At 57.2% G+C, this 13,628-nt stretch carries 11 protein-coding genes; 7 read left to right on the forward strand and 4 right to left on the reverse strand.

Annotation, left to right across the window (positions count from 1 at the left end):
* Nucleotides 1-2: 2 nt before the first annotated feature.
* The gene (locus tag HUS57_RS11600; protein WP_173933905.1) at nt 3-1,682 is read left to right on the forward strand and encodes a thiamine pyrophosphate-binding protein; all 1,680 of its coding nucleotides are present in this window, start codon (nt 3-5) and stop codon (nt 1,680-1,682) included.
* 31 nt (nt 1,683-1,713) lie between these two features.
* Here the strand turns inward: HUS57_RS11600 and HUS57_RS11605 are convergent, their stop codons facing one another.
* From HUS57_RS11605 to HUS57_RS11620, 4 genes are all read right to left on the reverse strand, one after another.
* A complete protein-coding gene (locus HUS57_RS11605; RefSeq protein ID WP_173933907.1) occupies nt 1,714-2,487 on the reverse strand; it encodes a glucose 1-dehydrogenase in 774 nt (257 codons plus the stop codon).
* Between the two features lie 165 nt (nt 2,488-2,652).
* Nucleotides 2,653-6,201 carry an indolepyruvate ferredoxin oxidoreductase family protein gene (locus tag HUS57_RS11610; protein ID WP_173933909.1) on the reverse strand — a complete coding sequence of 1,183 codons (3,549 nt, stop codon included), beginning with the start codon at nt 6,199-6,201 and terminating at the stop codon, nt 2,653-2,655.
* Between the two features lie 136 nt (nt 6,202-6,337).
* Complete coding sequence (locus HUS57_RS11615) at nt 6,338-6,841, reverse strand: MaoC/PaaZ C-terminal domain-containing protein (RefSeq protein ID WP_173933911.1); 504 nt, start codon at nt 6,839-6,841, stop codon at nt 6,338-6,340.
* Between the two features lie 15 nt (nt 6,842-6,856).
* Nucleotides 6,857-7,456: an SDR family NAD(P)-dependent oxidoreductase gene (locus HUS57_RS11620; RefSeq protein ID WP_173933913.1), complete on the reverse strand. Its 600-nt coding sequence runs from the start codon at nt 7,454-7,456 to the stop codon at nt 6,857-6,859.
* Between the two features lie 467 nt (nt 7,457-7,923).
* On the opposite strand from HUS57_RS11620, the gene HUS57_RS11625 reads away from it, so the two are divergent.
* The 6 genes from HUS57_RS11625 (at nt 7,924) to HUS57_RS11650 (ending at nt 13,568) form a co-directional block, all read left to right on the forward strand.
* The gene (locus tag HUS57_RS11625; RefSeq protein WP_173933915.1) at nt 7,924-9,486 is read left to right on the forward strand and encodes a long-chain fatty acid--CoA ligase; all 1,563 of its coding nucleotides are present in this window, start codon (nt 7,924-7,926) and stop codon (nt 9,484-9,486) included.
* Nucleotides 9,487-9,541: 55 nt separating this feature from the next.
* The gene (locus HUS57_RS11630) at nt 9,542-10,591 is read left to right on the forward strand and encodes a TRAP transporter substrate-binding protein (RefSeq protein WP_173933917.1); all 1,050 of its coding nucleotides are present in this window, start codon (nt 9,542-9,544) and stop codon (nt 10,589-10,591) included.
* Between the two features lie 52 nt (nt 10,592-10,643).
* The gene (locus HUS57_RS11635) at nt 10,644-11,159 is read left to right on the forward strand and encodes a TRAP transporter small permease (protein ID WP_173933919.1); all 516 of its coding nucleotides are present in this window, start codon (nt 10,644-10,646) and stop codon (nt 11,157-11,159) included.
* Nucleotides 11,147-12,424 (forward strand): TRAP transporter large permease, encoded by a 1,278-nt coding sequence (locus tag HUS57_RS11640; protein WP_173933921.1) that lies wholly within the window; start codon nt 11,147-11,149, stop codon nt 12,422-12,424. Before HUS57_RS11635 ends, HUS57_RS11640 begins: the two co-directional genes overlap by 13 nt.
* A 236-nt stretch (nt 12,425-12,660) precedes the next feature.
* The gene (locus HUS57_RS11645) at nt 12,661-13,104 is read left to right on the forward strand and encodes a MaoC/PaaZ C-terminal domain-containing protein (RefSeq protein WP_173933923.1); all 444 of its coding nucleotides are present in this window, start codon (nt 12,661-12,663) and stop codon (nt 13,102-13,104) included.
* Nucleotides 13,104-13,568: a hypothetical protein gene (locus HUS57_RS11650; protein ID WP_173933924.1), complete on the forward strand. Its 465-nt coding sequence runs from the start codon at nt 13,104-13,106 to the stop codon at nt 13,566-13,568. The genes HUS57_RS11645 and HUS57_RS11650 overlap by 1 nt, the downstream gene beginning before the upstream one ends.
* Nucleotides 13,569-13,628 lie beyond the last annotated feature (60 nt).

A 13,628-nucleotide genomic window follows, 5' to 3' on the forward strand; every position in this document is an offset into this window, starting at 1 on the left:
GCATGGTAGCAGTGTATGAGGCCATAGCCCGCGCGGTCGAACGGGAGGGCATCGATGCTCACTTTACCCTCATTGGCAACGGCAACATGTTTCTCGCCTACGCCCTTGATAAAGGCGGTAAGGTTAAAACTTATCACGCGCGCCACGAGCATTGCGCCGTCGCGATGGCGGAAGGTTACGCCCGGGCGACAGGCGGTGCCGGCTTTGCTTCGGTGACTTGTGGAGCAGGCTTCACGCAGATCATGACGGCCCTGACAGCTGCATCCCGCGCATCGGTTCCCATGGTCGTGTTTGCTGGTGAAGCGCCGATTACGCCCAACTTTCATATACACCGCATCAACCAGAGCATGCTCACGGCTGCAACTGGGGCACATTTCATCACTGCCGACACCATGGCGCGGCTGCCTCACGACATCCGGGAAGCGTTCTACATAGCACGAACCCAATCCCGGCCCGTGGTACTGAGCGTGCCGGAGGATTTCCAGCAGGAGCCGTATCAGGGTCCTGACATCTACACACCTTCGACTGCCCTGACCCTGAAGCTCGAGCCGTTGCCTCCCGGACCAGCCACACTCGCAGAAGTAGCCAAGTTGCTCCGGTCGGCGCGCCAACCCATCATTATCGCCGGCCGTGGCGCTGTGGAAAGCGACGCAGCCTCAGCGCTTTCACGGCTTGCAGAACTATCGGGGGCTTTCCTCGCAACGTCCCTGATGGCAAAAGGCCTTTTTGATAGCGACGCGCTGGAAATCGGAATAGCGGGGGGCTTTGCCTCACAAGCGGCCCGGGAACTTTATGCGGACGCCGACCTCGTCCTCGCCTTTGGAGCGCGGCTTGGCTACTTCACGACGGACGGTGGTACCTTGTTTCCACGCGCACGCGTCGTGCTAATCAATCTGGCTCCGGAGGGCCTTTGGGAAGGCCTTCGGACAGGCGACGTTCATCTTAGGGCAGATGCGAAGCTGACGGCTGAAGCCCTCCTTGAAGAACTTAAGGACGAACGTTTATGTAAGCCGCTTGATTGGGCCTTGAACTCGGCTAAGGCAGTTCAAGACACAGAACCTGACAACCGCTCCTTTGAAATTCCCCCTGGCCTTCTTGATCCGCGCATCGTCATGCGTGAGCTTGATGAGGTCGTGCCTAAAGATTGGGATATCGTCTGCGGTGGCTCGCATTTCTTCTATTTCGCACTCACCTATTTAAGTGGCAGGCACCCCAAGCGAATACATATCATAAACGAGTTCGGGGCGATCGGTTCTGCCTTCCCAGCCGCAATGGGCGTGGCTGCCGCACGCGGCGACGGCAAAGTCCTCCTGATCGAGGGGGATGGTAGCTTCCTGATGCATGCCCAGGAACTGGAGACTGTATCCCGCCATAAGCTGCAGCTTGCGATCTGCACGGTCAACGATGGGGGATATGCTTCCGAATTCCACAAGTTCCGCCTCAAAAACATGGATGATTCCATCGCCATGCATGGCCGAGCGAACCTCGCAGCGATAGCTAAGGGCTTCGGACTAGTTGGAAGGACGGTCAGCACCTATGGTAGCCTTCGCAATGCTCTGGAGGCTTACGAAAATGGGCGGACAGCCGCTCTATGGGACCTGCAAGTTGCCGATATTCCGGCTCGTCAATTCGCAGAGGTGAACATGAAGCTGGCTGGACCTGGGCCAGGAGGCAAAGTTTGAAACGTTAAGCGGCAGGCGCTGCCCCGCCTCGTCAGCCAGCAAGCCATCCGCCATCAACGACAATCGTTTGGCCAGTCATATAACTGCTTAGCGGGGAGGCAAGGAACACGGCCGCTCCGCCCAGTTCCGAGGGAGCCCCGTAGCGGCGCATTGGGATCTTGGCACGCAACCATGAATCGACCTTTGGGTTGCTCCGCATGGTCTCGGTGATGGCGGTCTCGAAAGTTCCCGGCGCCAGATTGTTCACACGCACGCCGCGCGATGCCCAATCAAGTGCTAAAGCCCGCGTCATGATCTCCACGCCTCCTTTAGCAGCACAATAAGCGACGCCCCTTTCGATTCCGACGATACCCGAGACTGAAGAAATATTGATTATGCTGCCCGACCCGCGCTCCAGCATGCGCCGTCCAAAAGCCATGCAGCAGAGGAAAACGCCGGTCAGGTTGACGCTAATGATCTCGTTCCAGAAAGCGAGGTCTGTATTTTCGGCCCGCGGCGCGGGAGGGCTGATGCCGGCGTTATTGACAAGCACATCAATGCGGCCGAATTCACTTGCGATCCATTCGTCCAGTGCGGCAATGGAATCGGGTTGGCTTACATTAAGCTGACGGTAGCTGACTTTTCCTGCGTTGGGAAACATCTGAGCCGCCGCCTTCAGTCTTTCCTCGTCGCGGCCCGCTATAACAACCCTGGCATCATGTTCGACCAAGGCTTGCGCAATTGCCAGACCAATACCGCGCCCGCCTCCAGTAACGACGGCTACCATCCCCTTGAGAGAGAAATCCGCGATCCTTTGCGTTGTCATACCCGGTTCCATTTGCAGCCCCTTCCAACTTACTGCCCATGTCGCGATAGGTCGCCTCATTCAACGAACAGCGGGCGACCGCCTCTGGAGAGACGAGGAGATCGCAGAACAGCGCCGATTTTTTTGGCTACGACATTCCCACCGATGAGCCTTCCGTGGCGCAGCTTAAGCGGCCCGGCCGACTACCGGCGCTTCTGCTTCAGGCATCGGCGCAGCAACCCCGAGTTCTGCCTTTGCCGCGGAAAGCCTGACGGAATATGTTTTCACCGCGTCCAGCTTGACATCCTCATAGCCGCGCACGATGTCTGGGAGTTCTGCCATCTTTACTATGGCTGCATGATTTTCGGTCGACAGCACACCCAGCGCGGCCTCGATTACCTCCCGATATTCCTTCATCAAAGCACGCTCCGTCCGGCGAACTTCGCCAATGCCGAAGAAGTCGAACGGTCCTCCCCGCAGACGCTTCATTCCACGAACGATGCGCAGCAGCGGCGCAAGCCACGATCCGAACTTTACTTTGTTCTTGACGCCAAGAGAGCGTAGAAATGTGGGGTGAAGATGCCAGTAATAGCGGACACCCTTACCGAACATCTCCTCAATCTCCCCGTTATCACGTTGAGCGAGAAGGAGACGCGCCACTTCGTATTCATCCTTGTAGGCCATGAACTTATAAAGGTATCGAGCCACCGCCTCGGTCAATCGCGTGCTGCCTGGAACAACGTCCTGCTCAACGCTCAGGACCTTGCCGACGAATTCCGCGTAGCTGCGCGCATAGCGGAGGTTCTGGTAAGCTTCCAGCTCAGCAACCCTGATCTGCAGCAAACGCTTGAGTTCGCCGGTCGCGGCGGTGGCGTCGACAATCCGCTGAACCTCTGCACTCGGGATCAGCGTGGCCTCGGGCTTTCCGCTCCGCTCCTCCATCAATGCGTTCAGCCGGGCAGGGTCGGCAACGCTCAGCCGACCAAGGCGGAACGCCAGTAGGTTCATTTCGACTGCTGCCCCGTTGAGACGTATTGCTTGGGCTATTGCCTCTTCCGAGAGCGGAAGCCTGCCCGTCTGGTAAGCAGCGCCGATGACAATCATGTTGCCGGCCATGTGATCGCCTATCAGAGTCGCTGCTATCCGTTGCGCGTCGAGATACACATTATCGCTGGCACGGGTGGACTTCTCGATGCGCCGTCGAAGCAGAGTCTGGTCAGGATAGCGCGTATTGATGTCGGCTACCATGCGCCCCGTCGGCACCTTGCTCATGGAAACGACGGCCACTGTGCCTTCAGGGCTGGTCTTTGCAAGATTTGCGGCATCAACTCCGACAAGTGGATCGAAGACCAGGTACAGATCGGCGCTTCCAGCCGACAGGGTGTTGGAGCGGGCTACATCGCCATCACGGAATAATTGCATCTCGGAGACAACCGGGCCTGCCTTCTGGCTGAAACCGGTGAGATCGAGTCCGCGAACGTTAAAGCCGTCAATGACGGCCGCCGTGCATAATATCTGATTGGCAGTCACCACGCCCGTTCCGCCTATGCCGCACATGCGCAGTCCGAAAGTTTCTCCGGATGAGTGCGGAACCGGATCGGGTAATTTGTCGTCGAACCTTATAGCAGGTCGGCTCGCCGGCTGTTTTGCGACCGCCCCTTCTACGGTCAAGAACGAAGGACAATCGCCACGGATACAAGAAAAGTCCTTGTTGCAGGAAGACTGCTCGATCTGCGTTTTCCGGCCGAATTCCGTTTCGACCGGCTGCACGCTCAGGCAGTTCGACTTACGGCCGCAATCACCACAGCCCTCGCAGACACGTTCGTTTATGAGAATCGACTTCTCCGGCGCAGCGAGCTTACCTCTTTTGCGCAACCGCCGCTTTTCCGCGGCACATTGCTGATCGTGAATGAGAACTGTGACGCCCGGAACCTTCGCCAGCTCCTTTTCTACCTCGAGAATCTCGCCGCGGGGCCGGACCGAAGCCGAGGCCGGCAGAGAGACACCCTTGTAGCGACTAATGTCATCTGTAGTGATGACGATCCGTCTGACGCCCTCGGCGTCGAGCATGCGAACGATCTGTTCGACCGTCATGCCTCCCTGAATGGACTGGCCGCCGGTCATCGAGATCGCTTGATTGTAGAGCAGCTTGTAAGTGATGTTAGCGCCTGAAGAGATGGCAAAGCGGATTGCGAGACTGCCGGAATGGGTAAAGGTACCGTCGCCCAGGTTCTGGAAAAAGTGCTGATGTTCCGTGTAAGGAGATAAGCCGACGAACTGCGCGCCTTCACCACCCATCTGGGTGTAGCCGATGACGTTGCCAAAATTCTCCTTGCCCATATAGAGCGCCATGACATGGCAGCCGATACCCGCGCCGACGATCGCACCGTCCGGCGCAACCAGCGATGTGCTGTGCGGGCAACCGGAACAGAAATAGGGTGCGCGGGCCGTCGATAGCTGAATAGGCTGCTGGCGGTTCTTGTCCAGGAACTCAATGCGGCGGGCTGCGGATGGGAGTTCAAAACGACGCTGTAGCCGCTTTGCCAACGCTCTGGCGATAAGATCAGCATCAAGATCGCCAAATGCCTGAACTAAGGTCGTCCCATCCTCCTCGGACTTGCCCACCACTATCGGGCGATGCGGCCCCGAATAGAGAGCCTCCTTGATGAAGGCCTCCAGAAACGACCGCTTTTCCTCGATGACAATGATCTCTTCCAGCCCCTCGGCGAATTCGTCGATCGTCCGCTGGTCAAGCGGGAAGAGCATCCTAACCTGCAGCAGCCGAATGCCGAGTCGCTTCAGTTCCGATTCGTCCAATCCCAGATCGCGCAATGCCTGCCGCAAGTCGAAATAGGTCTTTCCGGCAGCAACGATGCCAATCTTCGCATCCGGTACATCATAAACAATGCGGTTCAACTTGTTCTCGTAGCCGTAGCGACGAGCTATTTCGAGACGCGCATAATGCAGATCGCGTTCCGCGTCGCGCATCGGCGCCCCAGCCTCGTTCAAACGCAAGACAGGCTTGTAGGGGCGGCCATCCAATTCCACGGACGGGATGATCGGCACGATGCGGTCAGGGCTCACAAGAGCGGTGCCGGCACTATCAGCGAGGCTTGCCACAATCTTGAAGCCAACCCATAATCCTGCCGCGCGCGACAACGCATAACCATGCAGACCGAGATCGATGATTTCCTGAACGTCTCCCGGAAACAGGAGCGGCATCTTCAAGTCAACGAACATGCCGTTGGAGTCGGAAGGGAACATGGAGGAGTTGGGTTGGGGGTCGTCCCCCGCCACCACCAGCACCCCGCCCTTTTCGGCTGTGCCGCGTATGTTGCCGTGCCGCAACGCATCGGCAGACCGGTCAACCCCCGGAGCCTTGCCGAACCACATCGCATAGACGCCGTCATACTTAGCCTTATCGACGGCCTGCACCATCTGGGAACCCCACAGCGCCGTTGCGGCAAGGTCCTCATTGAGTCCGGGGAGAAGGCGCACATGATGCTCCTCCAGCAGCTTAGTACGCCGGTTCAGCTCAATATCGAAGCCGCCGATCGGAGAGCCGGGATAGCCGGAAATAAGTCCCGCAGTGTTTAGACCACGTCGCTGGTCTGTGCGGCGCTGATCGAGCGCAAGCCGTACCAGCGCCTGGATGCCAGTGAGGTAGATCGGCCCCTGCTCTGTGATGAAGCGATCTTCAAGGGAAAATTGTCTGGGCGGCTGGGCGATGGTCATGGCACCTCTCCTATTAGGGACGCAACAGCGCGCGCGCCCATCGTACACAACAAATGTTTGGTTGCAAATGATGAGTCAGAGAGCCGGCTTGTGCCTCCCGCGCGATGCCGATGACACCATCGACCCTCAGGCGTACTCAGCTTGTTTCACGGCGCCTGATCAGGATGGCCGCCCCCGTCCGCAGCACCACGGTTCCATCTTCCTTCACAGCCTCAAGCTCCCAGCTAGCAATTCCCCTGTCCGGCTTGGATTTTGATTCACGCTTCTCCGTCCACGTCGCCATAAGCCGTATAGGCGTGTCGGGCACAGTGGGCGCCGGCAGTTCAATCCCGTGAAATTTAAGTGCAGCTATCACCTGGCATTCTTTCGCAGCTCGAGCGAAGATGCCGACGGCTACTGCCATGGTATGCGTTGCAGAGGCCGTTACCCTGCCCGCCGGCGTCCCCTTTGCAAATTCAGGATCGATGTGCGCGGGCTGAGGGTCAAACTTCCGGGCGAATTCGATGATCTCCGCTTCGGAAAGTGTAAAACGTCCACATTCCTGCCGGCGGCCGACCTCGATATCCTCCAGATAGGCGCCCTTCATTTCAAAGACTTCGTATTCATGAGCCGGGGCGAGTGCGTTTGTGTTGGGCATCATCGGAGACCTCCTGTTTCAGTAAAGCGTGCCGGCATCGTTGCTCACCGGCTGAACGCGATTAGGCACGATGCGCAAAGGCTTCGCGAATTCTGTCGAAATGCTCTTCCATAAGGCGATGACGGCATGCTTCGTTGCCGCATAGATGCCGTATCGCAGCCCCGGCCACGCACGGAAGCCAGCTATCGAAGCAGTATTGACGATATGCCCACCCTCCCCGTGAATACGGATCAGCGGCAGGAAGGACTTAATGCCGTGAATGATGCCGAACACGTTCACGCCGAAGGCCCAATGGCAATCATTCAAAGGAACCGCCTCGATATCCGGGCCATGCAATGCAACACCCGCATTGTTAACGGCGATATGGATCTTGCCAAGTGCATTCTGCGCCACCGCCGCCGCTGCGGCAACGGAGGCCGGATCCGAGACATCCGCCGGCGCAAGCATCACTTCTGCTCCGAGCGCCTCGATCTCCTTTCGGGCAGATTCGAGCGCTTCGGAATCGATATCGGCAAGGCATAGTTTAGCGCCTTCTAAAGCAAAGGCGCGAGCAATTCCCAAGCCAATGCCGGACGCTCCACCTGTCACTATGACGCCTTTGCCCCTGAATTCTCTCAACTTTCACTCCCTACAGCAATTCGAAAGCCGAGCTAATCAAACCACTGTTTGTTTTGTAAGATGTCCTGTGACTACGATCAAGTGGTAATAATGGCCCTTGCCTCAAAGCGCGGTCGGAGAAGCCGCCTTCAAGATCAGACTTCCAACGCCGCCTGTTCGTTGGAGCGCTTCAAGCAGCACCGCTACAAGGGCTACGCGCCTACCTCGCAAACGGTGCATCCAGAGAGAACGGGAAAGATCCGGTTAATCCTCCGGCATTCCACAACACAGAGACCATTGACAAACAATCGTTAGTTATTCAAAGTTCCCTTGCATGATATCTTCGCAGCAGGAGGAACCCAGAGCGAAGCTAGGGGGAAACCTCGTCGACACGACGGGGAAGCATGAACGACCAGCGTTTTTAAGAAGGCAGCAATCGGGATGCGCAGCACATAAGCGCAATCGCCAGCAACTGGAGCAGTAGTTCCATGAATGTGGGAGAGATCGTCCGCAGGCAAGCACGGTGGGCACCTGACAAGGTTGCCACCATCGATGGTGCGGAACAGATAACTTACGGCCAGCTACACGAACGATCCGACCGTCTTCTGGGCGCCCTTAACGCACTCGGTTTGAAAAAAGGCGATCGGGTAGCAACATTATCGGACAATTGCGGGCGTTACGTCGAGGTAGTAGCGGCGGCCGCAAAGGGCGGGCTCATCGTGGTCCCAATCAATCCGCGGCTCAATGCGTCCGAGGTTGCATTCATCTTGCGCAACTCCGGCCCGTCAGTCCTGATAGGGTCGAGCGTCTATCGCGGGATCATTGCGGAAGCGTCGAAATCCGCGCCAGAGTTGATCCGGGTCTTCTATTTTGACGCGGATCAGGAAGGCGACCGGTATGAACAGCTCATTTTCGCAAAGAACCCTTCGCCTGCGGAAGTGGAGGTCGAGCCGGACGACGGCTTGTTCATCTCTTATACAAGCGGCACTACGGGCGTCCACAAGGGCGCATTGATGACCCATCACAACCTTGTCATAAACGCCGCCAATGTCGCCCTCCACTGCGAGATGACGCCGGCGACGCGGGCGCTGGTCGTCATGCCGCAATCGACAGGGGGGTGCAATCACCACATTGTCCTTCCTACCCTCTTCGTTGGCGGCACGCTCGTAGTGCTGGATGCGCGCAATTTCGAACCCGGACGCTGCCTGGGTGCAATCCAGGAACATCGCATCACCCATGTTCAGCTCGTGCCGACGATGATCTACCGTCTGCTTGACTCTCCGCAGTTCGACCAGTTCGACATCTCGTCGCTGCAGGTTCTTGGCTATGGCTCCGCGCCCATGGCGGTAGAGCGACTGCGCGAAGCGCTCGACCGCTTCGGGCCCATTTTCATCCAGATCTACGGGCAGACTGAAGCTGGTTCCGTGGCCGTTTGCATGTCCAAGCAGCACCATATCGACGCCCTTGAAGCAGGGAGCCTCGAAATCCTCGGCTCCAGCGGTCGACCTATTAATACGGTAGACGTGCGCATCGTCGATGAGAACGGGAACGATGTTCCGGTGGGCGAGACGGGCGAAGTTATCCTCCGCGGTGACACAATCATGCAGGGATACTGGAATGCGCCTGACGAGACGGCTGAGGCGCTGCGCAACGGCTGGTTGCACACGGGTGATCTTGCGCGGGCCGACGATGCTGGCTTCATCTATCACGTCGATAGGAAGAAAGATATCATTATAAGCGGCGGCGTAAACATTTCGGCGCGCGAAATCGAGGAAATCATCTACCGTCATCCCGGCGTGCGTGAGTGTGCCGTCATCGCCGTGCCAGATCCGCATTGGGGCGAGTCCGTAAAGGCGGTTATCGCCGTGCGCGACAATCACCAGGTAAACGCTGAGGAGATCACCCAGCTCTGCCGTACGCATCTCGCCAGCTTCAAATGCCCGCGCTCCATCGATTTTATAACCGAGTTCCCGAAGAGCGGCATGGGAAAGATTCTGAAGCGTGAATTGAAGAAGATGTACTGGCAAGATCAGGAAAGACTGGTGAGCTGACGGATAGTGAGGAATCTCACCGCAACTCTTTTGCTCAAACAACAAGGGGGACATCATGAGAAACAGGAACATCATCAGCAAAATCCAGGAGCGAATGGAGCGGCGCGATGTGCTGAAGCTCTTTGGGGCGGCTGGCGCTGCAACGCTTGTTAACAGCGGGATGAGCAAGCCGACCAAAGCCCAGGGCGGGAAGGTGACTATTCGCGTCGCTACTGTTCAGCAGAACACGCAAGAGCCTTATTTGGTGCTGCGCCGCTGGGGCGATGAGGTAGAAGCCCGTTCAGGGGGAGACATTACCGTGCTCGTGTCCGGTACCGAAGCCGTTACGGGCGGCGAGCGGGACGCGCTTGAGGGTGTACGGGCACTTGGCGTTTATGACGCCTGTTCCATTACCTCCTCACTACTTTCAACGGTCGAACCCCGCTACGGCATCTCCGACCTTCCCTTCATCTTCAAGGATCGCGAGACCGCGTTCAAATACCATGACGGCGAGATCGGAGCAAAGCTCGACGCGATGCTTCTGCAGACAAGCGGGTTGCGCCCCCTGATGCATACTTACAGCCTTATGCGTCACACTCATCTTAGGTCCACATCCATCCGCTCGCTCGCCGATTTCGAGGGCTTGAAGATCCGGTCGGTCCAGGCCGACATCCCGCTGCGGATGTTCGCGGCACTTGGTGCAAATGCAGTGCCGATGGCGGCTACCGAAGTCTATACTTCCATCCAGACCGGTGCGATAGACGGCTGGGAGTGCCCGCTCGATGCTGCACTCGCTTGGAAGACCTACGAAGTAGCCAAGCACACTTCGCTCACCGGCCACCAATATGCCGATGTCGTCCTGTGCATCAGCGAAGCCTTCTTCCAGAAACTTTCAGACGAGCACCAGGCTATTCTCGTTGACACCGCCAATGACCTCCTGGCCGATCACCGAGAGCGTATGGGCGCGCTCGACAAGGCGGCCATCGCTGAACTGGAAGGTCATGGCGCGACTGTCACGGAAATCGACGACAAGGCGCCCTTCCAAGAGGCGGTAGCGTCGATCTATGAAGATCTCGGCAGCCGTCTCGGCATCCTCGACATCATCGAGGAAGTACGTGCGCTATAACTTTATGGCGCACGAGCACCCTCATGGTGCACTCCCGCATCACAGGTGACACATGATAGGCTCAGTGTGGAGAAGTTACGACTTCGTCCTCAAGGTGATCGTAGTGCTGCTTATGGCTAGCCTGGCTACGGTTGGCGTGCTTCAGATAGTGTTCCGCTATTTTGTCGGAAGCTCCCTGTTCTGGACGGAAGAACTCAGCCGTTACCTTCTGCTCTGGCTGGTGATGTTTGCAGCAGCGATCGAGGTCGAGCGCGGTACCCACATCGCGATCCGGGTATTGGCGGACTTGTTGCCGAAGGTGACGCAGTACTGGCTTGAGCGTATAAATCTGTGCCTGGTCCTCGTCTTTTCTCTCATCATTGCCATTTACGGTATGCGCCTCGCGCTCAATACCATGTCCCAACAAACGGCCACCATGCCATTCCAGGTAGGGTTCTTCTACCTTGCCGTACCAATTGGCGGCGCCTTGATGGCCATCAACTCGATGCGGTCACTCTACAGGATCGGTAGATCGCGAGCTGGAGCTGCCAGCTTTGAAACTAAGGGCGATCGGCAATGCTCGTCTTGATGCTCATCATCTGTCTGGTGCTGTTCGCCGCCGGCACACCTGTAGCATTTGCCATTGGCCTAGCAGGTGCTGTCACGGTCGTGATGTCGGACCTCCCACTGACACTGGTTCCGCACCGCATGGTTTTCCAGCTTGATTCCTATTCTCTGCTGGCCGCCCCCTACTTCATCCTGTTCGGCTATCTGATGGAGAAGGGTGGCATTTCAGCGCGACTGTTCGCCTTCGCCCATGCATTGACACGGCATTGGCGCGGTGGACTAGGGCAGGCGACAATGGGCGCATCTATCGGCATGGCAGGACTAAGCGGTTCCGGCATCGCTGATGTCTCTGCAATCGGCGCGGTCGCCGCACCCGGCATGAAGGACAAGGGATATAATCCTAGCTTCACCGCCGCAGTGCTCTCGTCGGGCGGATTTCTAGCTCCCATTATTCCGCCCAGCATCCTGATGATCGTTTATGGCTCGATCACTACCGTTTCAATTGCGGCACTCTTCATCGCCGGCATCATTCCCGGCATACTTCTGGCTGTCCTATTCATGATTGTGATCTGGTGGCGATCTAAGCGGCTCGGTTATGGAGGTGAGCAGCGGGCCAGCGCGAGGGAGATCTGGGAGACCTTCCGCTCAGCATTCTGGGCGCTTATTGCACCGATCCTGCTTGTCCGTGGGATCGTGGTGGGTGTATTCACCGCCACTGAAGCTGGTGCAGTGGCGGCAGCCTACGCCTTCTTTGTGGGCACCTTCGTCTACCGCGAACTCAAACCACGGCATTACTTCGAAATTTTCCTCAAGGCCGGCCTGATGAGTGGCGGCATCCTCATCATCATTGCCACGGCTGCCTTACTGGGATGGCTACTGCAGCGCTTCAACTTACCGCAGATGACTGTGGATTTTTTGGCGACCGTCACCACTAGTCCATCTCTCCTGCTCCTGCTCATCATGGGCATGCTTCTGGTAATAGGGTGCTTTATCGAGGTGCTGGCAGCAGCGATTATCCTCATTCCCGTCCTTGCTCCCGTTGGTGCGGAGTTCGGCTTTAATCCGCTACATTTCGCTATGGTTGTCCTCCTTTCGCTTCAGATTGGCACCGTAACGCCACCCATGGGGGTCTACGTATTCCTCGCCAACCGCATTGCCGGAGCCAATCTCGCGGCCACGTTCCGCGAGCTTGTTCCCTTCTTGTTTGTCATGCTGGTTGTAACGCTACTAGTGGCATATGTCCCAATGCTTACGATGCTTCTGCCAGGATGGCTTTATGGCGGTTGAGGTCAGCGTGCGGTTCGGCACTACGGCAGGGCCGGAAAGGAGCCTCAACATGGGGGAGCTCGGATACTTAGCCAGTACACCGAGGAATATGCCGCATTTACAGCGGCTGGACGGCACCCTTCCGCAGCACGACCGATTACCAGCCGCCGTTCATTCTTAAAGGCAGATAGGAGACTATATCGTCCGCGTAAGATCAGGCAGTGCCAGCACTCCATGAGAGCAGGAAGGGGTTCATTATGACAGAGCAAGCACCAACGCTCTGGCTTGACGATTTCAAGCCAGGACAGACATTCTCGGGCGGTCCCAGAACTATCAATGAACGGGACCTGCTGTTTTGCGCGCTTTGGTGTGGGGATGGGCAGCCCCATTCCAATGAAGAGTATTCCCGCAATACTCCCTTCGGCCGGCGGATTGTGCATGGTGACGGTACTCTGGCCATGGGCACCGGGCTGATCCTGGGACAGGGCATGTTTGCAGGCAGCCTTATCGGCTATGACTCAATGGAAATACGTTATCCGAATCCAGTTTTCATTGGGGACGCTATCCGTTCGCAGCTCACGATCGAGACGGTGGAAGCAACGGGGATCGGAGAAGGTGTGATTGAAGCCGCTCTCGAAGTAAAAACTGACAAACCGGTCGTTCAGAGCCGCGTGCGCTACCTTGTGAAGAGGAAACCCTGATGCCGCAGTTTCAGCCCACTGGCATGTATCTGGAAGACTATATTGAAGGGGAAGGCATGCTTTCCCCAGGGCGCACCATTACCTCAGCAGACATCGAAATGTTTGCGGAATGGATCGGCGATCCCTATTCCGCCAAACAATATGCGGATAATGGGAAGCGCCTCGTTTGCGTGCCACTTATCGTGAATCTTGCTGATGCTTTGTTTCAGCGGCTTGGATGCGTTGAAGGCACCGGCTACTGCAATCTCGGGTGGAAGTGGAAGTTCCAGCATCCTGTATACGAGTGGGACACGCTCTGGGTAAGGACACGGTGGAACAGCACACGGCCGAGCAAATCGTTGCCCGGCGTTGGGATCGTCAACATGACACTTACGGTGCTCAACCAGCACGATGAGGAAGTGGCAGTAGCTGATTGGGCGGTCATGATGCTCAGCCGCTCGTACTCACTCGACCCTGCAGCGTAACCAGCTGTCAAAGTTGAGTACTTTTTACCCGCGGGCTGCTGATGGATGGAAAGGGCAGCC

It is taken from the genome of Chelativorans sp. Marseille-P2723 (genome assembly GCF_902809845.1).
In the GTDB taxonomy this organism is placed as follows: domain Bacteria; phylum Pseudomonadota; class Alphaproteobacteria; order Rhizobiales; family Rhizobiaceae; genus Chelativorans.